The 23,545-nt window shown below is 55.6% G+C and carries 22 protein-coding genes and 1 riboswitch; of the genes, 12 read left to right on the top strand and 10 right to left on the bottom strand.

The window, feature by feature from the left end; all coding sequences use genetic code 11:
* The first annotated feature begins 334 nt into the window (after window positions 1–334).
* The 8 genes from ACR0DE_RS04940 (at window position 335) to ACR0DE_RS04905 (ending at window position 10,739) form a co-directional block, all read left to right on the top strand.
* Entirely contained in the window at window positions 335–1,573 is a 1,239-nt protein-coding gene (locus tag ACR0DE_RS04940; RefSeq protein WP_480562557.1) for a hydroxymethylglutaryl-CoA reductase, read from the top strand.
* Entirely contained in the window at window positions 1,570–2,481 is a 912-nt protein-coding gene (locus ACR0DE_RS04935) for a UbiA family prenyltransferase (protein WP_480752188.1), read from the top strand. Before ACR0DE_RS04940 ends, ACR0DE_RS04935 begins: the two co-directional genes overlap by 4 nt.
* Window positions 2,478–4,934 (top strand): PEP/pyruvate-binding domain-containing protein, encoded by a 2,457-nt coding sequence (locus ACR0DE_RS04930; RefSeq protein WP_480752185.1) that lies wholly within the window; start codon window positions 2,478–2,480, stop codon window positions 4,932–4,934. Before ACR0DE_RS04935 ends, ACR0DE_RS04930 begins: the two co-directional genes overlap by 4 nt.
* Window positions 4,927–6,027: a BtaA family protein gene (locus ACR0DE_RS04925; protein WP_480752182.1), complete on the top strand. Its 1,101-nt coding sequence runs from the start codon at window positions 4,927–4,929 to the stop codon at window positions 6,025–6,027. The genes ACR0DE_RS04930 and ACR0DE_RS04925 overlap by 8 nt, the downstream gene beginning before the upstream one ends.
* The gene (locus tag ACR0DE_RS04920; RefSeq protein ID WP_480752179.1) at window positions 6,024–7,355 is read left to right on the top strand and encodes a hypothetical protein; all 1,332 of its coding nucleotides are present in this window, start codon (window positions 6,024–6,026) and stop codon (window positions 7,353–7,355) included. The genes ACR0DE_RS04925 and ACR0DE_RS04920 overlap by 4 nt, the downstream gene beginning before the upstream one ends.
* Window positions 7,352–8,197, top strand: a complete 846-nt coding sequence (locus ACR0DE_RS04915; protein ID WP_480752177.1) for a hypothetical protein — start codon at window positions 7,352–7,354, stop codon at window positions 8,195–8,197. Before ACR0DE_RS04920 ends, ACR0DE_RS04915 begins: the two co-directional genes overlap by 4 nt.
* A complete protein-coding gene (locus tag ACR0DE_RS04910) occupies window positions 8,190–9,611 on the top strand; it encodes an AMP-binding protein (protein WP_480752173.1) in 1,422 nt (473 codons plus the stop codon). The genes ACR0DE_RS04915 and ACR0DE_RS04910 overlap by 8 nt, the downstream gene beginning before the upstream one ends.
* 504 nt (window positions 9,612–10,115) lie before the next feature.
* The gene (locus ACR0DE_RS04905; RefSeq protein ID WP_255611833.1) at window positions 10,116–10,739 is read left to right on the top strand and encodes a transglutaminase-like cysteine peptidase; all 624 of its coding nucleotides are present in this window, start codon (window positions 10,116–10,118) and stop codon (window positions 10,737–10,739) included.
* Window positions 10,740–10,844: 105 nt separating this feature from the next.
* Here the strand turns inward: ACR0DE_RS04905 and ACR0DE_RS04900 are convergent, their stop codons facing one another.
* Window positions 10,845–11,528, bottom strand: coding sequence for an energy-coupling factor ABC transporter permease (locus ACR0DE_RS04900; protein ID WP_170392744.1), 684 nt, complete (start codon window positions 11,526–11,528; stop codon window positions 10,845–10,847).
* Between the two features lie 76 nt (window positions 11,529–11,604).
* A riboswitch (cobalamin riboswitch) is annotated at window positions 11,605–11,817 on the bottom strand.
* 215 nt (window positions 11,818–12,032) lie between these two features.
* On the opposite strand from ACR0DE_RS04900, the gene ACR0DE_RS04895 reads away from it, so the two are divergent.
* Window positions 12,033–12,695 carry a L,D-transpeptidase gene (locus ACR0DE_RS04895; RefSeq protein WP_170402530.1) on the top strand — a complete coding sequence of 221 codons (663 nt, stop codon included), beginning with the start codon at window positions 12,033–12,035 and terminating at the stop codon, window positions 12,693–12,695.
* A 41-nt stretch (window positions 12,696–12,736) separates the two neighbouring features.
* Here the strand turns inward: ACR0DE_RS04895 and ACR0DE_RS04890 are convergent, their stop codons facing one another.
* Window positions 12,737–13,009 carry a hypothetical protein gene (locus ACR0DE_RS04890; protein WP_480752168.1) on the bottom strand — a complete coding sequence of 91 codons (273 nt, stop codon included), beginning with the start codon at window positions 13,007–13,009 and terminating at the stop codon, window positions 12,737–12,739.
* Window positions 13,010–13,195: 186 nt separating this feature from the next.
* Between ACR0DE_RS04890 and ACR0DE_RS04885 the strand changes: the two genes are divergently transcribed.
* Window positions 13,196–15,538 (top strand): heavy metal translocating P-type ATPase, encoded by a 2,343-nt coding sequence (locus tag ACR0DE_RS04885; RefSeq protein ID WP_480752166.1) that lies wholly within the window; start codon window positions 13,196–13,198, stop codon window positions 15,536–15,538.
* A gap of 192 nt (window positions 15,539–15,730) precedes the next feature.
* On the opposite strand, the gene ACR0DE_RS04880 is transcribed toward ACR0DE_RS04885, so the two are convergent.
* The 8 genes from ACR0DE_RS04880 to ACR0DE_RS04845 form a co-directional block, all read right to left on the bottom strand.
* Window positions 15,731–17,626: a penicillin acylase family protein gene (locus tag ACR0DE_RS04880; protein ID WP_480752164.1), complete on the bottom strand. Its 1,896-nt coding sequence runs from the start codon at window positions 17,624–17,626 to the stop codon at window positions 15,731–15,733.
* A 23-nt stretch (window positions 17,627–17,649) separates the two neighbouring features.
* Window positions 17,650–17,817, bottom strand: coding sequence for a hypothetical protein (locus ACR0DE_RS04875; RefSeq protein WP_170565334.1), 168 nt, complete (start codon window positions 17,815–17,817; stop codon window positions 17,650–17,652).
* 100 nt (window positions 17,818–17,917) lie between these two features.
* A complete protein-coding gene (locus ACR0DE_RS04870) occupies window positions 17,918–19,285 on the bottom strand; it encodes a peptidoglycan DD-metalloendopeptidase family protein (RefSeq protein WP_480752160.1) in 1,368 nt (455 codons plus the stop codon).
* Complete coding sequence (locus tag ACR0DE_RS04865; RefSeq protein ID WP_480436030.1) at window positions 19,282–19,908, bottom strand: SCO family protein; 627 nt, start codon at window positions 19,906–19,908, stop codon at window positions 19,282–19,284. The genes ACR0DE_RS04870 and ACR0DE_RS04865 overlap by 4 nt, the downstream gene beginning before the upstream one ends.
* A complete protein-coding gene (locus ACR0DE_RS04860) occupies window positions 19,908–20,387 on the bottom strand; it encodes a copper chaperone PCu(A)C (RefSeq protein WP_480752155.1) in 480 nt (159 codons plus the stop codon). Before ACR0DE_RS04860 ends, ACR0DE_RS04865 begins: the two co-directional genes overlap by 1 nt.
* A gap of 18 nt (window positions 20,388–20,405) precedes the next feature.
* Window positions 20,406–21,065, bottom strand: coding sequence for a DsbA family protein (locus tag ACR0DE_RS04855; RefSeq protein WP_223116995.1), 660 nt, complete (start codon window positions 21,063–21,065; stop codon window positions 20,406–20,408).
* On the bottom strand, window positions 21,062–21,484 hold the full coding sequence (locus ACR0DE_RS04850; protein WP_170424835.1) for a disulfide bond formation protein B: 423 nt from the start codon (window positions 21,482–21,484) through the stop codon (window positions 21,062–21,064). Before ACR0DE_RS04850 ends, ACR0DE_RS04855 begins: the two co-directional genes overlap by 4 nt.
* A gap of 5 nt (window positions 21,485–21,489) precedes the next feature.
* Window positions 21,490–22,089, bottom strand: coding sequence for an SCO family protein (locus ACR0DE_RS04845; RefSeq protein WP_480752152.1), 600 nt, complete (start codon window positions 22,087–22,089; stop codon window positions 21,490–21,492).
* 177 nt (window positions 22,090–22,266) lie between these two features.
* On the opposite strand from ACR0DE_RS04845, the gene ACR0DE_RS04840 reads away from it, so the two are divergent.
* Both ACR0DE_RS04840 and ACR0DE_RS04835 read left to right on the top strand, forming a co-directional pair.
* On the top strand, window positions 22,267–22,695 hold the full coding sequence (locus ACR0DE_RS04840; protein WP_223116996.1) for a MerR family transcriptional regulator: 429 nt from the start codon (window positions 22,267–22,269) through the stop codon (window positions 22,693–22,695).
* Between the two features lie 97 nt (window positions 22,696–22,792).
* Complete coding sequence (locus ACR0DE_RS04835; protein WP_480752147.1) at window positions 22,793–23,542, top strand: transglutaminase-like domain-containing protein; 750 nt, start codon at window positions 22,793–22,795, stop codon at window positions 23,540–23,542.
* Window positions 23,543–23,545: the final 3 nt, after the last annotated feature.

Below are 23,545 nucleotides of genomic sequence, written 5' to 3'. Positions count from 1 at the left end.
ATTGAAATACATTATTTAAAATTGCTGCGAATGTAGGTTTTCCGCGTCCTTTTTGCTGCGACTGAGATGTTCACTAAACGTGCCGGCCCCGCGTGAGTTGGGGGCCCGCATTGGCGATGCGTGTCGTGCCAAGATCATCGTCCTCAGGCCTACCGGTAATTTCAACTGCGACAAATGCGAGACCCTTTAGGATCAAACACTTGATCGATGAACATTTGACTGGATTTCGATCAAACGACTGATAACTTGCCTCGCAGCGGTTTTTGGTTGCAACAGCGTTGCACAGAAAATCTATTGGAGCGCGCTATTGGTAATTCCGTTTCATGTCCGGGAAATGCTTCAACGCATAAAAGCACGATTTGATGCTGACCAGATACCTCAGCAGATGGCGCCAAGCGATGCAGAGTTTTCAACCTTACGCCCATCTCGCAAGCCGACCAAGGAGATGGTCGCACGATTCTGGGAAAAGTTGAAACCAACGGCCAGCGACAAGGATCAGGCACAAATTGCAGATTTGGCGGCTATCGAAGATGCCGAAACCTATGGCGCCAATATCGAGAATTTCATCGGGACGGTTAAGCTTCCAGTCGGGGTTATTGGCCCCTTACGCCTGAACGGAATGAACGCCAACGGCGACTTTCATGTCCCCCTCGCAACAACCGAGGCAGCGCTGGTCGCATCTTATGCCCGGGGCGCCTACGCCGCCACTCGGTCGGGCGGTATCAGTACCGCTGTTTTATACGAAGGCGTGCTGCGGACCCCGGCCTTTGTGTTCGATAGCCTGCTAAGAGCGGGGCAATTTGTGGATTGGGTGGTGACCAATGTTGACAGGCTCAAATCTGCGGCCGAAGCGACGACCCGTCATGGCAAGCTTGTATCGCTGGAGCCATTCATTGACACCAACGTCGTTTTCCTGATTTGCCGCTATACCACTGGTGATGCTGCAGGTCAGAACATGGTGACCATCGCCACCGACGCCCTTTGCCATGCAATCGCGGATAGCTGTCCTGTTGCGATTGAGAACTGGTATGTCGAAGGTAATTTCTCGGGCGACAAAAAGGCCTCGGCGCTGGGGTTGGTGACGGGGCGCGGGCGTAAGGTCAGCGCCTCGGTTACGCTGCCGGCTGAGATTGTCGAAAAGACGCTGGGCACGACGGTCGAGGCGATGCTGGACTATGGCCGTGTCGCCAATCTGGGCGCACATTTGTCTGGCCAGTTTGGCGCACAGGCGCATTATGCCAACGGGCTGGCTGCTTTCTATATCGCAACCGGACAGGACGCGGCCTGCGTTGCCGAAAGTGCAATGGGCGTCACGCGTATGGAACCTAGGGGCGGCGATCTATTCTGCTCGGTTACGCTTCCGAATATCCTTGTCGGCTCGGTTGGCGGCGGAACCGGTTTGCCAAGCCAGGCAGCAGCGCTGAACATACTCGGTCTACGGGGCAGCGGGTGTGGCACGGCTTTGGCCGAAGTTGCTGCGGCCACGTGCTTATGCGGCGAAATCTCCATTGTCGCCGCGATTGCTGCCGGTCATTTCACCCGCGCCCATGAAAGTCTGGCCCGCCACAGATGAGCTTTCAGAACCGATTTTGGATTTACCAATCCGAGCGCTTTCCGCTTAAGAAAACCGTCCCCCTGTTGCTGGTGTTTTCCACGGCCAGCATTTGTGTGTCTGCCCGTCTGGCAGACCGCCCCTTGCCCGAGTGGCCTGCCTTTGCCGCCGGTTTTGTGCTGGCCATGGCGCTGTTCTTCCAGATGCGGGTCTGTGACGAGTTCAAGGACGCCGAGGATGACCGACGTTACCGACCCAACAGGCCAATCCCACGCGGATTGGTCTCACCAGGCGAAGTTTTGAGCTTGGGCTTACTGACCATTCCACTTGCACTTGCGGCTTCCTGGTTCTGGCACCCGTCGGTTTTGTGGCTGTTGGGCGCGGTTTGGATCTGGCTCGCTGCGATGACAGTTGAATTCGGTGTCCCGGCCTGGCTGAAGGCCCGGCCGGTTCTGTACCTGCTAAGCCACATGGCAATCATGCCCTTGATCGATCTATTGCTGACTGGCCTCGAATGGCTGCCGGCAGGCGGCGCAGCACCCTCACTATGGCTGTTCCTGGCGTTGTCCTTTGTGAATGGCTGCGTCCTTGAGATCGGGCGGAAATTGTGGGCGCCCGAAAACGAGATTGAAGGGGTCGACACCTATTCCTCCAAATGGGGTCCGCGTATGGCGGGACGTATCTGGTTCGGCTGCGTTCTGTTATCCTACGCGCTTCTCGCCGGCACAGGAAACGCCACCGGAGTTGGCTGGCCAAGCGCCCTGATCGGCGCACTAGCGCTGGTTCCCTGCGGGGTTGCTGTATTCCACTACGGTCAGACACCCACTGTGAAAGCACAAAACAGGATGGACACTGTTTCCGGTCTGTGGGTATTTTTCTGCTATGCCACGGCTGGTTTCCTACCCTACCTGATCGGAGCCGTAGCATGACTTTCATCGTCGACCAAATGGATGCCAACGACATCTCTGTGGTTGGAGGCAAAGCGGCAGCCCTGTCGCATCTGTCACAGCACGGGTTTTCCCCGCCCGCATTCTTTGTCATCACAAATGACGCATTTCGTATGGGGCAATCGGGCCCGATCGCGCAAAAAGGCCTGCGACTGGCTGTGTCCACCGCGCTTGAAACACTCGGGTCCGGGCCGTACGCGGTACGCAGTTCTGGCCAGTCCGAAGATGGCGTGGACCACAGCCATGCAGGACAGTTCGCAACGGTCCTGAATGTTCCCGGCAGGAGTGTAATCGCGGCGGCCAAGCAGGTTTGGCAATCCGGTTTCTCATCAACGGTCGAAACCTACCGCGCGGTCAAATCCGGCGGCGAGGCCGAGGCCCCCGCGATCATCGTGCAACGCATGATCGATGCCAAAGCGGCCGGTGTCGCCTTTTCTGCCGATCCGGTCAGTGGACGGCGCGATGTGGTCGTGATCTCAGCGATTGACGGGCTTGCAGAGCAGCTTGTGTCAGGGGAAGCGGACGGAGAAGACTGGGTCATCGATGCAGATGGCGTACCGGAAAGCGCTCCTGACGCCCCTGCACATTTGACCGTCACGGAGGCGCGATCCATCGCGGCCCTCGCCCGAAAGGCCGAGGCGTTATTCGGTTCTCCTCAGGACATCGAATGGGCCATTGATGCGCAAGGGCTGCATATTCTGCAGGCCCGCCCGATCACCACGGCCCTGCGCCCTGCCCCGCTCGAAGATCAGACGCTTACCATTTTCGACAATTCCAATATCGTCGAAAGCTATCCGGGCATCGTCAGCCCGCTGACTTATTCCTTTGCCCTGCACGTGTATTCTCAGGTATATCGCGCTTTCGTTAGGCTGCTGGGCGTGTCCCGGCACACGGTCGCGCTGAACCCCACTGTGTTTGACAATTTACTGGGGCGGGTGGACGGGCGCGCCTATTACAATCTGATCAACTGGTATCGCGCGCTGGCACTGTTGCCCGGGTTTTCACTGAACCGCGACTATATGGAAACGATGATGGGCGTTTCTGAACCGATGCCGCGTGAGGTCACGGATGCTCTTGCCCCACCCCCCACCACCGGCTGGCACAAGATCGTGGAGTACGCGAAACTGGCCAAGGTTGCGGGCGGCCTGATCTGGCAGGCCATCCGCCTACCGCAGACCCGGCGTGATTTTTACCGCAGGCTGAACGACATATTACAGACGGGGCTGAACGTGGGTGCCTCTAACGCGACCCAACTGGCTGCGGAATACCGGCGCATTGAAAGCACTCTGCTGGATCGGTGGGATGCCCCGCTGATCAACGATTTCCTGTGCATGATTGCCTTTGGCGGCTCGCGCAACCTGCTGCAAAAGTGGCTGGGCGAGGCCGGGTTGACCCTGCACAACGACCTCATGATCGGGCAAGGTGATATCGTTTCGGCGGAACCCGCGCAACGCATCGCCCGGATGGGAGAGTTGGTTCGGCAGGCAGGGCTTGCCGCTCCTTTGAAGGCCAATGCACATCTGTCGGTTTTGTCAGGACACCGGCAAATCGCAGCCGAGGTTGATGCGTATCTTGAAAAGTTCGGCGACCGGTGTACGGAAGAGCTCAAGCTGGAAAGCGTTCCGTTACGCGATGACCCGACCAGTCTGTTGCTGGCCATTGCAGCCAGCGCTGAACGTCCACCTTCCGGGCGTCAGGACGGCGATGAACCGGACTGGAAGGCTCTGTTTCCGTCAAACCCACTCAAACGGCACTTCGCCAAATGGATTTTAGGCTGGACCAAGGCGCGGGTGCGCGACCGTGAAAACCTGCGCTTTGAACGCACGCGCATATTTGGTTATGCGCGGCGCGTGTTTCTGGGCATCGGCCGCGAATTCGCTGCCCGTGACCTGCTTTCATCGCCAAAGGATGTATTCTTCCTGACAACACATGAAGTTCTCGGAGCAGTCGAAGGTTATAGCCTGTCACCTGATCTGAAAGGCATCGTTGCGCAGCGCAAACTGGAAGACGAAGCCTCGTCCCGACGCCCAGATCCGCCGGAACGCATCGAAATCCGTGGCCCCGCCATCGCCCCGGTTTGGTCCGAGAACGCAGAAGCGGAGGCGGACACTGCACGGATGAAGCACGGCACAGGTTGTTCTGCAGGTCAGATCAAGGCGCGCGCGCGCGTGATCCGCGACCCGCGCACCGAGGCCTTAAACCCCGGAGATATACTCGTGGCGCGCCACACTGATCCGGGCTGGATCGCCGTATTCTCGAACGCATCCGCCATCGTCGTCGAACGGGGGTCTCTGTTGTCACATTCTGCGATTGTCGCACGCGAACTGGGTATCCCCTGCGTGGTTGGCTTGAAAGGCGCAACCAACTGGATCGAAGATGGCGAGATGATCCGGGTCGACGGGGCAAGCGGCGCGGTGGAGCGGTGCGATGGATAGCAGTGAGATTGAGAAAAAGGCGGATTTCGACCATATCCGCTATGCCCAACTGTGGGAAGACGCGGATGTTCTCACCTCCGCCCTGGGCGATTGTGCGGGCAAGACATTGGTCTCCATCTGCTCTGCCGGGGATAATGCGCTGGCAATGCTGACACTCGATCCCGCGCGCATTGTCGTTCTGGATCTTTCACCGGCCCAGATCGCCTGCCTTAAGCTCAGGATCGCGGCCTATAAAGTGCTGACCCATCCCGAATTCATTGAACTCACCGGCTCGCGGCGAAGTACCCGACGGGGCGCATTGCTGAACCAGGTTTTGGAAGCCACAGATGCCGAAACGCGCGCTTTCTGGCGGACTCTGATCACGGATGTCGAAAAACACGGCATCGGTGGCGTCGGCAAGTTCGAGCGCTATTTTCGCGTCTTTCGAACTTGGCTACTGCCTCTTGTGCATTCACGCCGAACCATCGACGCAGTGTTTGTTCCCCGCTCGCCGGCAGAGCGACTGACATTCTTCGACACGCGGTTCAACACGGTGCGATGGCGTCTTTTGCTGAACATCTTCTTCTCTCGCCTAGTCATGGGTCGCATGGGCCGGGACAGTGCGTTTTTCGACCATGTCGAGGGTAGCCCGGCCCAACATGTCGCCCGCCGCATCCGTCATGCGGGAGTCACCACCGATCCCTCGCAAAATCCCTATCTGCACTGGATTCTCAAAGGCGATCATGGCGACGCGCTGCCAATGGCGTGGCGTTCCGAGCATTATGAGACAATCCGATCCCGGTTGGATCGTCTCGACCTCCGCCTTGGATCGCTTGAGGCTTTTGTGTCGACCGACGAAAAAGCCAGAGGATTCAACCTGTCCGACATCTTCGAGTACATGTCGCCCGAGACCTTCCATCAGGTTTACGGGTCGATCCTGACCGCTGCAGAGCCAAATGCCCGACTAGTCTATTGGAACATGATGGCACCCCGGAGGGTTCCGCCAGAATTCAGAAACAAGGTTGAAACCCTGACCGACATCGAAACACAGCAGAAGGCCCGCGACATGGCATTCTTCTATTCGGATTTCGTCGTCGAAGAGTTTCAACCGTGACTGTTATTGGGCAGATTCTGCTGGCGGCGGGGTCGGTGCTGGCTCTGGTCGGCGTAATGATGGTCATACGCCATCTGGCCAATACAGCGGGTCTGAAACCCGAAGTGCAGCGCAAGCTTATGCATGTCAGCACCGGCCTATTTGCGTTGCTGCTGCCCTGGTTGTTTCCCGATCGCTGGCCGGTTTACATGCTGATTGCGGCCACAATCCTGGTGATGCTGGTGCTGCGCCTGCCTCGTTTTTCGTCGGGTCTGGGTGCAACTTTGCATGGTGTGGATCGTACGTCCTACGGCGACTTTCTGCTCGCCCTGGCAGTAGGGCTATGCTTTCTGCTAGCCGGGGAAAACACGCTGTTCTACATCCTGCCAATCGCCGTTCTAACACTGGCGGATGCAGCCGCTGCGCTTGCCGGGACTTCGTATGGAACCAAACGCTATGTGGTAGAAGATGGCGACAAGAGCTTAGAAGGGTCCGTGGTGTTTTTTGTCGTAACGCTATTGGTTGCGATCATCTGCTTCTTGTTCTTATCGAAACTCCCGCCATCTAACATCATGATGTTGTGCCTTATGGTTGCGGCTTTTGGCACATTGGTCGAGGCACAAAGCTGGCGCGGGTTTGACAACCTTTTCCTGCCGCTTGGCTTGTTGATTTTCCTAAACGGCCACTATTTCAGCTCTTTGGCAGAGCTCGCCCTGTTGGCCGCCATGTTCTTTGCCGCCCTTGCCAGTTTCGGCGTAGTGGGAACCAAACTGGGCCTGACCAAACATGCGACCCGTGTCTATGTTGTCGCGGTTTTTTTGCTGCTGGCCGCCGCAAAGCTGCAGAACACAGTACTGCCGATCATGGTTCTTGCCGCACATGGCTGGGCGCGTACCGCTTCTCCTTGTGACAGTAAGTACCCCGATCTGGATATCATAGCCGCCTTGGGGCTTTTGGGGTTCGGTTGGCTTGCGGCTGGAAATGCAACGGGATGGGATGCGGTTTCCTTTTTTGGGCTCAGCGCGATGGGGCTGGCTATGGGCCTCGCTGCTGTGGCGCTGCGTCCCATTCCTATTGTGATACCACTTGCTGCGGCTGTCCTGTTTCTTATTCGGACATGGGCTGTTTCCCAGAATTCTGAACAGTCGAACTGGGCCGAGCCGCTGACGGTACTGGCCCTGTTCTCATTAGCTTGTTCAGTCGCTGCGCCGTTGCTCCGACCACATTGGTTCGAAAAAGATAGGGTGCTCAGGCTGACGCTATTGGCCCTCGCGCCGCCGTTGCTTTATTACGTTTGGATCGTTGCTGGATCGCTAAGTGCTGGGTTCTTTGCCGGAGTTTTTTCATGACCAAAGAGAACATCAGAACGGCGGATGCAAAGCTGACCGTTTATCTGAACGGTCCGAACTGGGAAGGCGCGCGCGCCGCGACCTTCGGCGATTTTTCCTGCAAAACGTCCGAAGCCGGTGCCGAAATCCTGCGCAAAGGGATCGAGAGGGTGCAAGACGCAGGCCTGGATCGCATCATCGGGCCGATGTCAGGCGACACCTGGCACAGTTACCGGTTCGTCTCGGATAGCGACGGGTCCGCTCCGTTCCTGATGGAGCCTACCAACAAACTTCATGAGCCCAGGGTTTTCCAGTCGGCGGGATTTACAGAGATCAGCCGGTATTTTTCGGCCCGGGTGTCGTTGCGGACCGCCGCTGGATCAGCACCGCCAGTAACCGATGGTTTTGTCGTGGAAGAATGGGATGGAACAGACCCCGAGGCCCTGTTTCGTCAGGTCTTCAAACTTTCAACCCGTGCGTTCTCAAACAACGCGTTCTACAAGCCGATTGCCGAGGCAGATTTTCTGGCCATGTATATGCCAGTTGTGCCGATGATGAAGCCCGACCTGATCCTTTTTGCGCGCCGCCATGACGGGACATTGGCCGGGTTTCTGTTTGGCATTCCCAATTATGCCGAAGGCCCCGATCCGGCATCCGCAATCCTCAAGACCTATGCAAGCCTCGAACCCGGCGCCGGACGGCATCTGGCTCACCGGTTTCACAAGGCGGCGCTCAGGATGGGGTACGAAACCGCCATTCATGCGCTGATCCATGATGACAACACCTCCGCCGAGCGCAGTGCAGCGGAAGGCGCGACAATATTCCGGCGCTATACTTTGCTTGGACGGAAGCTGAATGGCTGACCTGCTGTCCCAATTCGCCGCAGCGGTTAAACGGGTTCCTGACCGGACAGCCATAGTGGACGGCAAGGGCCGCGAGATCACCTTTCAAACCCTGCACACGCGCGTTCAGCACTTGGCAGGTCGGTGGCAGGACAAGGGTATCCGGTCAGGTGATCGTGTGCTTTTGGCCATGCCAGTCAACGCGGACCTATATGCAAGTCTGGCTGCGCTTTGGACCCTTGGCGCAACCGTTGTCTTACCAGAGCCAGCCTTGGGGCTGGCCGGTCTGCGCCACGCCGCCCGAACAACGAAGCCAAAAGCGTTCTGTGCAGCGGGTGCGTATTCTTTGCTGAAGTTTCTGGTTCCGGATCTCTGGGCCCTGCCCCTGCTGACGCCTGGTAAAAGCCGCAGTAGCCCGGTGGCGCAAAAGGTACAACCGGACGATATCGCCCTTATTTCCTTTACCTCTGGGACAACCGGCCAGCCCAAAGCCATTCCGCGCTCGCACGCGTTTTTGATGGCGCAGCACGATGCCATCGCACACCTGCTCGACAGCCGTATGGCCGAGCGCGATCTGGTGGCCTTTCCGGTGTTCACGCTGATCAATCTGGCGGCCGGGCGCACAAGTGTTTTACCCAACTGGAGGTTCAGCAAGCTGGACCGCATGTCGACTGTGCAGTTGGAAAGCTGGCTTCAAACGCAACAGATCACCCGGGCCCTCATCCCACCATCGCTATGTGAAAAACTGGTTCAATCCGACGATACCGGTCCGTTGCACACGGTGTTCACCGGCGGCGGTCCGGTGTTTCCGAGTCTTGTCGAGGCGTTGAGAACCCGGCACAGCCTGTCAGTTGTGTGCGTCTACGGGTCGACCGAGGCTGAACCGATTGCCCATCTTGACGCCGCGAATATCACGGTGAAGGATCACCGCGACATGGCTGTTGGAAGGGGTCTTCTTGTGGGATACCCGGTGCCCGAAATCACGCTCCGCATCCGCGACAATGAAATTCAGGTCGCCGGCGCACATGTGAATGACGGGTATTTGAACCCGACCCACTCAAAGAACAACAAAATCAAGGAAGGTGACGTCATTTGGCACCGGACCGGTGACGCTGGCGCGCTGGATGATGACGGGCGTTTATGGTTATGGGGGCGCGTCGGGTCCGAAATTGAAGTCTTTTCAGGTACGCTCTTCCCCTTTGCTATCGAAGTCGCGGCACAGCGATGGCCAGGTGTAGATCGATGCGCGCTCGTCAATACCAAGGCAGGCCCCACACTTTGCGTCCAAGGTTCCGCGGATCACATCGACGATTGGACTAAATCTGCGCTTGGTTTTGACGTTCCAAATGTGATTTCGATTAAGCACATTCCTATGGACAAGCGTCATGCCTCCAAAGTCGATCGTACGAAACTTACACGCATAATAGAAACCTGACGCAATATGGCTCGTAGGCCACTGAGCCTGCCCAACTCATCGCTCCCGTCGCTGTGCGCGTTAACAGAGGACTGAGTGTAGCGACGAAGTCATTGTTTTAGAATTTCCAATCAAAACCTGCACACCTTGGTCAGGGGAAATCTGCAATTGCCAGTTACATCTGGCCGCATGAAACATATAATCGCAGATACACTGTTAGGGTGCGCCCCGGCGAACGGTTGATACCCATGTCATTGCACAAAGATGTTCGGCTTGACGCGTCATCCAAATCCGTCCCAAACCTCAAGCGTTTCTAACCCAGAACTACTAGCCAGCTTTCTTCTATGCTGCTGCAAGAATCTCAATTAAGCTCACGCACACAATCACGACTAATAACTGCGCGCTCGCGAACTTTGCTGCTCTGCATTTTAAATTGAATAAGCTGTTGTAATGCGTCGATGAACATAAAAGATTGAAATAGAGTTCTCTTGGCTCGGTAGCTTCAGATACCCAGGAGAAACGAGTATGGGGAAAGCAGATATGACAAAACCTACTTCCGCTCAGAAAAAACTTTCGGAACGGTTACCAGTTTATCTATCGTTGGCCTGTATCATATGCAGCTACCTTGTCTCCGCCGCTTCATTGCAAGCTTCTGAGCTTCCCTGGATCAAACTAGATAGAGAGGTTCAGGCGCCATCGGGCGCCAAATCACTCTGCAAAGATTATTCGTGGGCGTGCGCGAATACTCGTACTTCTGGTCTGCCAGAAGCGCAGGAGAAACAGATCGTTAAAGCGATTAACTTGCGCGTCAATCGGAGGATCCGCGCCGTTTCGGATCAAAACCAATACGGGACAAAGGAATACTGGACGCTACCAATGCAGGGGTCAGGGGATTGCGAAGATTTCGCTTTGCAAAAGAAGTTTGAACTAATGCAGAACGGCTTGGATCCTACGAAGCTACTTATTGCAACTGTCTTAGACACCAATCGCAGTGGCCATGCAGTTTTAGTTTATCGCTCGAGTGAAGGCGATTTGATTCTGGACAATGTCACCAACAGGATCAAATCGTGGAAGGAAACGAGGTATCTTTTCCTACGAATACAGGACCCAAATCACCCTGATCGTTGGGTACAGGTTTCTAGCGGCTAAAAACAATGTGGCGCGCCCTAGAGACGCGCCACAATAAAATTTTGGTCCTGCGGCTACTGGTTGTTTCGCGGCAACCCAAGTTTAGGACACCGCTTCAAACTTTGGTCAAGCTTTCGCAGCGTTGTACAAACGCGGAGTCACCAGACCTGTACTGTTCAAACCGCGCATCGCCTTGGCTGCCGCAAGCACTGCCAGATCAGCAATCGGCTCAATGACAATTACCAGCATATAAGCACCGCCAAAGGACAGAACCGACGCCATGGTTTCTGCGCCGAAACCCTGGCCGTAGAAGGCCCAGAACCCAACCCATGCGACTACTCCTCCCTGATACGTCGCACTTAGGGCAAGAGCTTGGCCATATTTGAGGTCAACATATGCTGTGCCGGGTGCGATGATGCGGCTGGCCAGTGCTTGTAGCGCAAATAGCGGCACCAGCAGAGTGGTCAGGTTGATGAAGTACTGCGGAAGATCGAACGGGGCAAAAAACACACCCTGAATCAGGAGACCAGCTGCCAATCCAAAAGCCGCGGGTGCAGCACCGAGAAGCAGAAACAGCGTCGACCCCAGGATGAAGTGGACTTCAGAGACACCAACCGGGAAATGCGGCAGGACTTCGAAGAAAAGGAAAACACCAACGGTGGCGAGCACCGAGCGCATAACAAAAGATGCAGGTCCATTCGCTCGCAATGTGGAAAACGTTTCTTTCGCTGCGTAAGTAGCCGCACCTGCGGCGGTAACATAGGAAAGCGCGATTTTGGCACCATTCACGATGCCCGGTTCGATATGCATGTTCTTTCTCCCTACCGCCTCACCCGGCGGCTTGTCAGGTTGAATCGACCGCAAGGCCGACAGGTTCAGTCTGGGCATAGCCCGGCGCTTTACGGCAGGTCTCCTGACTCGCGGGTGCTCGCTCCGCCAACCTTCCCGGTTCCATTACAAACCAGTGGTGTCTTGGCATCGCTCTCCGCTCACAGTTGCGGGGGCAGTTACGGAATTGGCGCCATTGAAAACACCGAACCGTATTCCCTTTTAATCCTTTTGGCTTCCGCCATCAGGAACCGAAAACAATTCACCGCTACAATGGCGGCTTCGCCTGTGTCAATTGTCTTTGCGACCTATTCCAATGTAAACTCGACCGAAGCAGGATTCACGCAACCGGTCACTTGATCGACAGGGTAAACCAAGCGTTACCTGAAACCTCTTGAAGCTCTAGCTGCTAGAGGCTTTAAGATTCGGATTAATTCGCGATAGTGCGATCCAAATACGTTAAACTTGTGAACCAGGACGAGACCTATGCTTACAAGGCGCCATTTCATTCAATCCACCACAGCGCTGTTCTCGGCGTCTGCGGCCAGTCCATTGATCGCCAAAACCTGGCCAACCGCATCGCAGAAGACCTATTGGGACAGTCAAGTCACGCCAATTGGTTACGATCCAATGACCTCAAATCCGTGGGGTGTTCATGACCGTTTTTTACCAAGACGCGTCGCGGCAAATGATGGTTTGGTTCCAGGTGACATCCATGTGGATGCCGTCGCGCGCTATCTCTATCATATCGAAGAAGGCGGGACCGCAATGCGCTATGGCGTAGCGATCGCGCGTGGGAATCTTTACGAGCCCGGCACCTATGTTATCCGCCGAAAGGTCGAATGGCCACACTGGACACCAACCGCTTCAATGATCGAGCGCAACCCCGAATACGCGGAATTCCGGAATGGAATGGAGCCCGGGCCGAATAATGCTCTCGGCTCTCGTGCCCTTTATCTATACGTTGGAGACCGAGACACATATCTCAGAATTCACGGCACGCCTGAGCCAAGAAGCATCGGCGGTCGCGCAAGTTCTGGATGTGTGCGAATGATCATGGCTCATATCAATGACCTCTACCCAAACGTGAAAACCGGCTCGACCGCTTTCCTATACTCTGCCGAAGATAGCGTCACAGCCCGCTCATGAATATTGGGCAGCGTACATGGACGTCGCTGCCCTCATTTCGATCAGGCGTCGCGCGCAATGCAGATCGGAGCGCCATTCGTCGCGCGCAATGGTACCAATGTCGTCTCGACGGGTCCGCTGTGCTCATACCAAAAGCAATTGTCTTCGGGCAGGAGGCGCGCTGTGGTCAAATCCTGCGCCGGCCCTGCCAGCGATACGACCGAATCTGGCACGTTGCCTGGTTCAAATGCTTTGCTTTTGGCCCCAGTGAACTGGGCTGAGCAACCAGCCGTAATCGAGACTAACGTGATGGTAATTGCGATCCGTTTCTGCATTGGTCTGTTCCAAATTTTTTGCGTCATCTGCAATTAGATTGCATCCACACGGCCGGCCCGCAAGACGAAATGAACTAACAATATCGCAGGCAAAGAACCCGGATGAAAAAAATATAAAAGGTATTGAAGCTCTAGTTACTGTAGGAACTATTTACAAAGGACCATAGAGATTCTTGAGGTCCAATCATGTCATCCGATACCCATAGCCACGACCATGGCCACGAAAACAAACATGGTCACCACGCATGCGGTAGCGGCGGGTGTGGCGACATCGCCCCCGCTGGTCCAATTCCTGAAGGTGGTAGAAGCTTTCAGGTCTCTGGCCTTGATTGCGCCGAAGAGGTGGCGATCCTGAACCGTGTCGTCGGCCCGAAAGCAGGTGGCGAAGAGCATCTTGCATTTGATGTGATTAACGGTCGGATGACGCTTCTTGATAGTGCTTCCAAGTTATCTGACGAAGATGTCATGCTGCTGGTTGCGAGTACTGGTATGACCGCCAAACCATGGGATGACGGAAATGCCGCCCAGGACCAGGCGGCGCATATTGCACGTCAGCGGCGGTTCACCACTCTTAGCGGAGGGTTTTGGGCAGCAGGTTTTGGCTGGCACATTTTCGAAACCGGCATGGGCGGTGCGCTCGGGCTGTTCTCGGGACATGGTGAGGTTCCGATGCCTTTAGCCGAGGCAGCTTTGTTCGCAGTCGCGATCTTGTTTGGCGTCTGGCTGGTGGCCCCTAAGGCCTGGTCTTCGGCGCGTCGACTTTCGCCGGATATGAACCTTCTGATGGTTGTTGCCGTCGCTGGTGCCATCGCTCTGGGTGAGTTTTTTGAAGCGGCAACTGTAGCATTTTTCTTCTCGCTCTCTCTTTATCTGGAAAGCTGGAGTGTCGGACGTGCTCGGAACGCGGTATCCGCGCTGCTTGATCTGGCCCCCCCGACGGTTCGGCTGGTTCGTGCTGACGGTTCTGAGGCAACGGTCCCGGCGGCGGATGTCTTTGTCGGTGACAGCTTCATCGTTCGGGGTGGGGATCGCATTCCACTTGACGGGGAAGTCATCGAAGGGGCTGGTGCCGTTGACCAGGCTCCAATCACAGGTGAAAGCGCGCTGATTCCCAAAGAGCTGGGTGATGAGGTCTATGCCGGCACAATCAATGGTGAGGGCACCCTCAAAATACGTGCGACGAAAACAGCGTCAGACACCGTGCTTGCCAAGATCATCCGGATGGTCGGTGATGCTCATGCTCGCCGCGCGCCGGTTGAGCAGTGGGTTACAAAATTTGCGCGGATTTATACGCCCATCGTTATGGTCGTCGCAGTGGCCATCGCCCTGATCCCACCGCTTGTATTTGGCGCATCGTGGGGCTTCTGGTTTTACAATGCACTTGTTCTGCTGGTTATCGCCTGCCCCTGTGCGCTCGTCATTTCCACACCGGTTTCAATCGTTGCGGCTTTGACCGCTTCGGCCCGGGCTGGGGTTCTGATTAAGGGCGGCGCATATATCGAGGCCCCCGGGCGTACCACCGCACTGGCCATGGACAAGACAGGCACGATCACCATGGGTGAGCCTGAAGTGGCCAATGTCTATCCGCTGGGCGCCGCATCCGAGCAGGAGCTGTTGGCGAGCGCTGCAAGCCTTGAGGTTCGGTCTTCACACCCGCTGGCCCGCGCCATTTTGGCCCGGGCAGAACAGACCGACATTTCGATATCGGCGGCTGAAGACATCCGAACCGTTCCCGGTCGGGGTCTGGAAGGCCGTACCGAGCGTGGAGATATCTGGCTTGGCTCCGACCGCTTCGCTGTAGAGAAAGGCTTTGGCGCGTCCATCCCTGCCGAGTTGAGCAACCAAATCGAAAGCGCGGGAAGCACACTTGTTGTTGTCGGGGATGAGAACGGGTTAACCGGTTTGCTTGAGCTGCGGGACCGCATTCGCCCCGAAGCCAAGAACATCGTTGCCCGGCTTCACGCGCAGGGCGTGAAGTCAATCATCATGCTGACTGGTGACAACGAACAAACAGCGAGAGCGGTAGCAGCCGAAGTCGGCATCGACGAAGTCCGGGCCCAACTTCTGCCGGAGGACAAAGTCGCTGCGATTGAGGAACTGGCAGAACAGCACGAGATGGTTGCGATGATCGGCGATGGCGTCAACGACGCGCCTGCGATGGCTCGGGCACATTATGCAGTTGCGATGGGTGCAGTTGGATCTGATGCTGCTATTGAGACTGCAGACATTGCTCTGATGACTGATGACATCGGCAAAGTACCCTGGCTGATCGATCATTCACGTCGAACCATGTCGATCATCCGTCAGAACATCGGCTTCTCACTTGCGACCAAAGCACTTTTTGTGACCCTTACCGGTTTTGGATTGGCATCAATGTGGGGTGCAATCGCCGCAGATGTCGGAGTGTCCTTGCTGGTCGTGGCTAACGCCTTGCGGCTTCTGAAAGCCTCCGAGGGTAACATACACTCAACAGGAACAGAAACCGTTGGAACGCCAGGTGAAAATGCTGAATTGGCGCATGGGCAGTAATCAGGCGCGCGGAACCTAAGATCGCGTGTGCTGTGGGATGCCCACTGAAATCAGCATCCCACAGCCGATTTTCGCGATTTATCACTGTGGCGTGGTGCCCGATATATCGATCAGTCCTGGGCTTTGTGTGGCATTTCATCCTGAAGATGAGGGAAATTGACACTGATCTGGTTTCCCGGCGCCGCACTTTAATCAGTCAACTTCATCCTGAATGTGGGGGGTTAGTTTGGATCGCCCCACTGCCCCACCCTCTGCTACTGCCAGATCCATTGTCATCATCCTATAATCACCGCGCATCCATGAAGAAAACAAGTTCTTGTAGAACCGCGAAAGCGGGTGTCCCGACTGCCCGGATGGTGACAGGAAAAAGAAGCCTTTGTCTTCTGAAACAGACATGACGGCCTGAAAATTCGTGCCGATATTTGTTGCAAACGGTTTTTCGTCAGACATCCCGAATTGAGACGAGAGCAATGAATAAGGTCCTCCGGACTTCAGTTCCCGCACAGATAACAACCCATCGAGGAATCCGGCTGGGCTAACCGCAGACCAATCCAGATTCACAATGTGTTCAGCTCCCCAGCTCCACGAAGAAAGGTCGGGACCGTAGCGCTCGGTTATCCAGACGAGCGCATCGTCGAGTGCGAGAACGATCCACTCGTCGCAGGTTTCGACACGAGTTGAGGTGCGATTGTCGCACCACATCGCGGCCTCGTCTCTATTTGAAAGAACCGCGGCAAGAAAATATGGATTCGGATTTGTCCACAAATCACGCGCCGCAGGAAATTCATCCTGTAGAAATCGGCGTTGCAAAGCACGCGCCCATGCCCAGAATATTAATGGCTCCGGTGAAAAACGATCCATTTCACCGTTCCATTCAGCCAAGCGGTTCAAGGCATCCTGTCGGATTCCATCGAGCGGGTCGTCGGCTGCGGGGATCATGGGTGCAGAACGCCACAAGTCCGCCGCCATCAGAGGCAACAAGCTACGCGCTGCCGAACTAACGGTATCTTGTTGTACCCCCATAACACCATCAACTGAAAAAACGCGTTGGCGCGCATCAAGTTCTTTGAGCCTTTGCTGCCGAAGCAGGATTGCATCTTCATCGGAGATGCCCGGCCAGGTCATGACGTCTTCTTTGTCAATAACGACGGTCTCCAACCCGAACAGAGGCATTTCAGAGATCAACTTCACGGCGTCTTTTGCGGTGACTACCTGTGTCAGTCGGTAAAGAGTTCTCAAAAAGATATCGCTATCTACCCGTTCGGATGTGCCGTTTTGCAATTCAGGTTGCCCGGCATTTGAGTCCAAGGCCCAAGCAACGTCATTTGAACGACCCAGAACAACGAACGGAACGCCGGGCAAAGTCGCCCCTGCTACTGCCCCCGAGGGAAATTGAAGATCAGCCATGTACAAGGTTGATGGGAGCGAAAGCGGCCCGCTAGTCTCGATCGCGAGAATTGGGGAATTGGAAACCGTTCGTTCACTGGTCAATGCCCAGGCACCCAGCCGAGCTTTTGGCGTGCTCTTGAGCAATCCGGGTGTTTTCGGTCTGTCGCCTGGAATTGACGCGCCGCCACTCTCGGCCTGCCGCAGATTGCCTAAGAACTGTTGAGTTATTCTGAGACTATCCTCTGGCCGCCAGGCCATGATTGTCTTTTCATCGTACAACAACAGTTCTGGTGCCCCCCGGCCACGCCGGCCTTTTGACACCTCCCCGATCCAGGCATTGACACCGGCTGCATAGGCAATCAGCATTTCAGACAAAACTGGATCTATATCGCGATATCGCGGAACTGGTACTTTACCCGAAGCGGACCGTCGTTCCCTTAACATCTGACCCAATCTATCCTGCGCATGAACGAAACCAAGTGCGAAATAGGCATCGGACGGGGATGAAGCCGAGATATGTGGGATCGCCATAGAGTCCCTCAGGACGTCCACAGAATCTTTCAAACCCTCTAACCTAAAATCTTCCTCATAGTCCGGAAGAGAAGCCAGCATGAGATATGTAGCCGTGACGAAACAGACGGTAGCGATGAACAGGGCTGCAAGAACCAACCCAAGCACAATCCTGAGCAGCGCTTTCAATTTCAACCACCATTCGGATCAGCCTAGGAAATCAGACGCACAACTGCGATCGACAGAAAGAACGCAATCAGGCCACAAACGATGGCGTATCCTGCAGCATACTGAAGAATATCAAGGCTGTTGCCATTCCGGCGCTTTGCCAGAACCCCACCCCAAACGGCGCCAACCAAGGCACCCGCGATTGCCATCATCTTACATCCTCTGATTTTGTTCATTTGCGGTGCAGTTCACTTCAGGCGTTCAAACCGTCAAACTGATAGCCGCGCGTCTGAAGGCGTTCTGAAAGAACTCTCACGAGTTAACTTCGCGTTTCTTGGCAGTGAGATCGCCCAGCTGCTTCTCAAGCTGTGCCCGTGCACTACTTAATCGCTTTTGCGCTGCTTCGTTTTCTACCTTGTCATTCGCAGCGGCAGCAAGTCGATCGTCAGAAAGCGGGTCTGTCGGGCGCCCGTCGACCAATACTTCATAATGAAGATTTGGGCCGGTCGCGGTGCCGGTCGACCCGACACGACCAACCACCTGGCCCGCCTCCACGCGCTGACCTTTGGTCAGACCATCGGCGGTTGCGCTAAGATGCGTGTATCGCGTGACCGTATCCGATCCATGAGCGATTTCGACCACACGCCCATACCCCCCGCGCCAACCAATATAAGACACGCGGCCCGGGGCCGTCGCATGCACCGGAGTACCACGTGCGGCAGCAAAATCGACACCTGTATGCATCCGAACATTTCCGTAGACCGGATGTTTTCGCCGACCAAAGACTGAACTCAGGCGCGCGCCCTCGACTGGCTGCGAGAAGACGCGAAGAAGCTCACCATCGACATAGAATGTGGCGCGGCCATTTTCGGCATCTGGCCATGCTATTTCATAAAGTTGGTCATCAACTTCCAGCGCCGCAAAAAAGAGTTCTGGCTGGCCTGTTCTCTCGCCATCGATGCTCTTTTCGCGCCAGAGAAGACGGAGAGCTTCACCACCTGTCAGGTCCCTCCGAAAATCCACTGTCCCGCTCAGCATCTGCGCCAGATCCACCGCAAAGCGAACCGGGATCTTTGCGCTACTCAGCGCATTTGAAATCGAAGTTTCGATCTCTGTTTTGCGGGCCAGAATGACGGTGTCGGGTTCTGGCGAGACCACGCGCGTGGACAACGTTTCGCTGAGTATCACCTCGATTCTTACACCATCTTCCACCGCAAGCTCCACGCTCTGCGGTTGATCCGCTGCGGTTGTAACGACTGTTATCGAGTGGCCCGGACGCAAACGCTGCAAATCATATTCAGCGCCAAGCGCAAGTGCGATTTCGGCCCGATCGGTTGCGTTGATCCAGGCTTTAGACAGCAAACTGTCGAGCGTGTCACCCAACGCAAGTTCGCGCGTCCATGTCCGTGAAGGCGGTTCAACAGGTGGCAAAGGTTCCTCTGCCTGAATGGGTTCCGGTTGAGCAGGTCGAAACGAAACGGGGCTTGGAGCGAGTTCTGCCGATGGTACGTTCAGCAACGGAGCCGATGTGATCTGCGGTTCCGCAGGAAGCTTGGGCACCGGAAAGACCGTGGGCGCAGGCGCCGTCACTTCAGACCTGTTCGAGGCAATGAACACGATCGAAGCAATTGAGACGCTGCTGATCGCGATTGCCGAGGTTGCTAGAAACCGTGCGTTCATGATGTTTTATCCGCTCCACTTTTCAAAGCACGACGGATCTTGGGCACAGCGAATTCTCTCTGCTCATGATAGTCGATGGTGCTGACAAATTCGCCTGTGGGGCTAAACAGAAATACACTTGCAGTGTGGTTCATTGTGTAGTCGCCATCTTCCATTGGAACTTTTTCATAAGTGGCGCGAAAATCGTCTGCGGCCTGAGCGATTTGGTCCGAAACGCCGACCCACCCTCGGACAGCGGGATGAAAGTAGCTGACATAGTCGGCCATAGATTCGACTGTGTCTCTTTCAGGGTCTACGGTTATGAACACGACGTTCAATTCATCCGCGTCATTGCTCAGATCATCCAGCCAGAGGGAAATATCCGAAAGTGTCGTCGGGCAAACATCCGGGCAGTAGGTAAAGCCGAAGAACACCATTGTTGCACGTCCGACGAGCGATTGCGGGGTGACGGTGGTCCCTTCGTGATCAACCATGCGAAAGTTCATGTCTGACAACGCAAGGGGACGAAGGCGATCAGATTGAGCCGCTCCCGGCCCATCCACTTGCCACCATCCGGCAAAGAGTGTCAGCCCGATTGCACCAAGCCCAGCAGCCCCAAATGTGAGAACGCGTCGCCGTTGCATCAGTTCTCGGGGCCTCGCGCAGCAATACCAAATATCGGTACGTTGACAGTCTTTTCTGCGCCATCGGCAAAGATAAGAGTCAGCGTAAAGCTCTCGCCTTCAGTCATAGGGCGTTGCAGCCGCATGAGCATTGCGTGGAGCCCGCCCGGCTCAAGCGCTACGGAACCGCCCGGCGCAATTTCCAGCTCGCCAGCTGGTGCCATGGAACTGACGCCCTCTGCATTGGTCGATGTCTGATGGATCTCGGGCATCATCGCAAGATCGGTGCGGATAGACGTCAGCGTGACGGCCTCATTGCCGGTGTTGCGGATCGTCATGTAAGCGACTCCAGGTCGGTTGGTGCCGATAGACGCGCGCGACCAGGCACCTTCAACGACAACATCATCGACCCCTGCCAGTACAGGTGCTGAGAGAATGGCCGTAAAACCGAATGCACTTAGCACTCCTGCCAGAAGTGTATTTTTTGCAGTGAGTCTCATAGTACCTCTCGCTACTGCTCAGCTTTGCAGTGCTGCAACTTCGGCAGCGACCAGGCGTCTCAATTCAGCCTCACCAAACGGATCCAGAGATTTGCCGTTGACGAAAAATGTCGGAGTTTGCCGTATACCGACCGCTTCGACATCAGCGCGATCCTGATTGAGAACACCAACTGTCTGGGGCGCAAGCATTTGTGCCTGCGCTGCCTCGGCATCCAGTCCCGCCGCTGCTGCAATTCGAATAATAAGACCAGGCTCAGGCGCACCATGCGCGGCCCATTTGGGCTGCTCTCGCAGCACGGCTTCCAGGACCGGTTCAAAGACCCCCTGCATGCGTGCCGCTTCAAGCACGCGGATCGCCTCCTCTGAGCCCTCGCCATGGAAAGGGGTGTACCGGATCACAACGCGCACGGCGTCTCCATGCTGAGCCATTATGTCCTTCACGACCGGATGAAAGGCGCGGCAGGCTTCACAAGCCGGATCGAAAAATTCGACAATTGTAACCGGTGCATCTTTAGGGCCGAGAACAGGCGAGTAAGAACGGATAAGTGTTTCAGCGATTTCGGGTGCGACAGGCTCGATATTGCCTGAAGCAGTCGTTCGGTTCACGTACCAGGCGGCGGCCCCGAATCCGGCCCCACCGAGCGCGAGAACGGACAAGATCATGCCACGTCTGTTCATACTTGTTTCTCCTTGAGTGAAAGAGCACATAGAGCGCCGATCAGCGCAAACGAAACGAGCGCCATCAGCGGAATCGGGATGCCCAAAACAGATTGATTTGCGTCGGTGCAGGACGGACCACTTGCCGAGCATGGTTGGATTTTTTCGGGGATCAGACCAGCATACAGGCCCATGTGCCACAAGGCGACAGCAGCGCCCCCAAATGCCAGTGCTATCCCGTATCGCCCCACGTTCTGGTCCTGCCACCACAGGCCAAGCCCCAGTACGATCGCCAATGGGAACATGAACGCGCGCTGGAACCAGCACAGCACACAGGGCGTCTGCCCCAGGATCTCTCCAATGAACAGAACAGAAAGAGAAGCAACCAAGGCAATCGCCCAGGCCAGGCCGAGAAGTGTATCTTTGGAAAACCGGGTCATGGTGCTCAGAGTCTCTGTTTCAGATCCGCAAGAATTTCTTCGGCAGGCGTGCCATATGACCAGGACTGGACGAATCCAGCGTCCTTGCTGAACAGAAACAGATGAGAGGTATGCCCCATCGTATATCCATCCGGCGCAGTGGCTTGTTCGATCCGTTCGTAGAATATCGGGAAGGTCTTGGACGTTTGCGCAATCTGTTCTGGCGTGCCTGTAAGCCCAATGATCCCCGCATCGAAAAGTGGTACATACTCGGCCAGGACTGCCGGGGTGTCGCGTTCGGGGTCAATGGATACGAAGATAGGTTGCACTTGGTTTGATTGGCTTCCCAGCCCTTCCTGCACTGCTGCTACCTCAGACAGTGTTGTAGGGCATACGTCCGGGCAGTTGGTGAACCCAAAAAACACCAACATCCATTTGCCCGCAAAGTCGTTCTGAGTACGAACAACGCCAGAGTGATCTGTCAGTTCGAACCTGGCTTCGAACGGGACAGACCCCTCCTCAATCCGCGCAGGTCTATATTCTGACCACAGCATCAGATAGGCAAATGCCGCCGTTGCGACACCAGCCAGTACCCATAAGATTTTTTGAAATACGGTCAGTTTCAAAGTTAGCCGTCCGCCTGTGATTCTTGGTTCAGAACGGCATGTACACCCTCTACCTGCTAGAGGTTCAAAGGGGATTTTGAGCCTGCGGCTGGGTGTCACAGGTCCACCGGCTGGAAGGTGCTATTGTGCGGTGCCAACCCGAACCTACATAAGCTGTAACTTTGTAAGGAGACCCAGATGCTGACGATCGGAACGCTTGGAAAAAAGACCGGAACCAAGGTTCAGACGATCCGCTACTACGAGCAGATCGGACTTATGCCGGAACCGGGGCGCACCGAAGGTGGCCAGCGGCGTTATGGCCATACCGAACTGGATCGCCTGGCTTTTATCCGTCACGCCCGCCAACTGGGGTTTTCGCTTGAAGCGATACGCGAACTGCTTGATTTGTCCGACGATCCGGATCGCCCATGTCATGAAGCCGACCGTATTGCGCGCCGGCAACTCAAACAGATTGAGCAAAGAATGGCGCGGCTAGAAGCGTTGCGGACCGAGCTGGAGCGCATGGTACATGAATGCAGTGGCGGCAACACCTCGGATTGTCGTGTACTCGAAGTTTTACGCGATCATTCCGAATGTCTTACTGATCACGAAGACATCGGCGCGTAACCGTGGGCAGCGTTGTTGCGAACTGGAAATAGCCTCTTGAAGCTACAGTCACTGTAGCAATTACAAGTCTTTCTGAGTTGATTCGACGAGAGACCAAATGCTGAACCTAGACCCGTTGTTAACCGCCACACCTCTGCTTGATTTTGAAACACCCGCAATTTTGGGACTCATAACGGAACGGCGCTGGCCCGATCTGCCTGTCTCGGATCGAATTGGCGCTATTTATGATTTCGTGCGTAACGAGATTGCCTTTGGTTACAACCGTGCTGACGATATCCCGGCTTCAGAGGTGCTCGCTAACGGCTTTGGGCAATGCAATACCAAGGGCACGCTTTTGATGGCACTGTTTCGCGGCAGCGGTATTCGATGCCGTTTGCATGGCTTTATGATCCACAAAGAGTTGCAGAGAGGTGTGGTCCCCGAATTGATTTATCCGCTGGCGCCAGAAGAAATCTTGCATTCGTGGGTCGAAGTTGAAGTAGGCGATCGTTGGGTCAACCTCGAGGGATTTATTCTGGATCAGCCATACCTGGAGGCGTTGCAGCGTAACTTTGCAGAAACAGAAAGCCTGTGCGGTTACGGGGCGGGCACCGGTTGTTTGAGCAACCCTCAGGTCGAATGGGAAGGTCGTGACACGTACATTCAGAAAACCGGCATCGTGCAGGATTTTGGCGTTTTTGATACTCCGGATGCGTTCTATGCTGACCATGCGCAAAGTTTCGGGAGCATTCGTGGTTGGCTCTATCGCTTCATATTCCGTCACTGGATGAACGCGCGCGTACGTTCCTTCCGCAATGGGAAGCTGAAGGCTCGAATGGCCGCCACGCATACACACGGAAATGCATAGCGG

It is taken from the genome of Ruegeria sp. C10 (assembly GCF_056537805.1).
This window is presented reverse-complemented; position numbering and strand designations above follow the sequence as displayed.

Excerpts from the sequence above, each read along its gene's own strand:
- ACR0DE_RS04925 (WP_480752182.1), top strand. The coding sequence starts at position 4,927 with ATGGATAGCAGTGAGATTGAGAAAAAGGCGGATTTCGACCATATCCGC.
- ACR0DE_RS04900 (WP_170392744.1), bottom strand. The coding sequence starts at position 11,528 with ATGCATATCGAACCGGGCATCGTGAATGGTGCCAAAATCGCGCTTTCC.
- ACR0DE_RS04930 (WP_480752185.1), top strand. The coding sequence starts at position 2,478 with ATGACTTTCATCGTCGACCAAATGGATGCCAACGACATCTCTGTGGTT.
- ACR0DE_RS04895 (WP_170402530.1), top strand. The coding sequence starts at position 12,033 with ATGCTTACAAGGCGCCATTTCATTCAATCCACCACAGCGCTGTTCTCG.
- ACR0DE_RS04855 (WP_223116995.1), bottom strand. The coding sequence starts at position 21,065 with ATGAACAGACGTGGCATGATCTTGTCCGTTCTCGCGCTCGGTGGGGCC.
- ACR0DE_RS04860 (WP_480752155.1), bottom strand. The coding sequence starts at position 20,387 with ATGAGACTCACTGCAAAAAATACACTTCTGGCAGGAGTGCTAAGTGCA.
- ACR0DE_RS04935 (WP_480752188.1), top strand. The coding sequence starts at position 1,570 with ATGAGCTTTCAGAACCGATTTTGGATTTACCAATCCGAGCGCTTTCCG.
- ACR0DE_RS04850 (WP_170424835.1), bottom strand. The coding sequence starts at position 21,484 with ATGACCCGGTTTTCCAAAGATACACTTCTCGGCCTGGCCTGGGCGATT.
- ACR0DE_RS04865 (WP_480436030.1), bottom strand. The coding sequence starts at position 19,908 with ATGCAACGGCGACGCGTTCTCACATTTGGGGCTGCTGGGCTTGGTGCA.
- ACR0DE_RS04915 (WP_480752177.1), top strand. The coding sequence starts at position 7,352 with ATGACCAAAGAGAACATCAGAACGGCGGATGCAAAGCTGACCGTTTAT.
- ACR0DE_RS04835 (WP_480752147.1), top strand. The coding sequence starts at position 22,793 with ATGCTGAACCTAGACCCGTTGTTAACCGCCACACCTCTGCTTGATTTT.
- ACR0DE_RS04875 (WP_170565334.1), bottom strand. The coding sequence starts at position 17,817 with ATGATGGCAATCGCGGGTGCCTTGGTTGGCGCCGTTTGGGGTGGGGTT.
- ACR0DE_RS04870 (WP_480752160.1), bottom strand. The coding sequence starts at position 19,285 with ATGAACGCACGGTTTCTAGCAACCTCGGCAATCGCGATCAGCAGCGTC.
- ACR0DE_RS04840 (WP_223116996.1), top strand. The coding sequence starts at position 22,267 with ATGCTGACGATCGGAACGCTTGGAAAAAAGACCGGAACCAAGGTTCAG.
- ACR0DE_RS04885 (WP_480752166.1), top strand. The coding sequence starts at position 13,196 with ATGTCATCCGATACCCATAGCCACGACCATGGCCACGAAAACAAACAT.
- ACR0DE_RS04890 (WP_480752168.1), bottom strand. The coding sequence starts at position 13,009 with ATGCAGAAACGGATCGCAATTACCATCACGTTAGTCTCGATTACGGCT.
- ACR0DE_RS04910 (WP_480752173.1), top strand. The coding sequence starts at position 8,190 with ATGGCTGACCTGCTGTCCCAATTCGCCGCAGCGGTTAAACGGGTTCCT.
- ACR0DE_RS04905 (WP_255611833.1), top strand. The coding sequence starts at position 10,116 with ATGGGGAAAGCAGATATGACAAAACCTACTTCCGCTCAGAAAAAACTT.
- ACR0DE_RS04940 (WP_480562557.1), top strand. The coding sequence starts at position 335 with ATGCTTCAACGCATAAAAGCACGATTTGATGCTGACCAGATACCTCAG.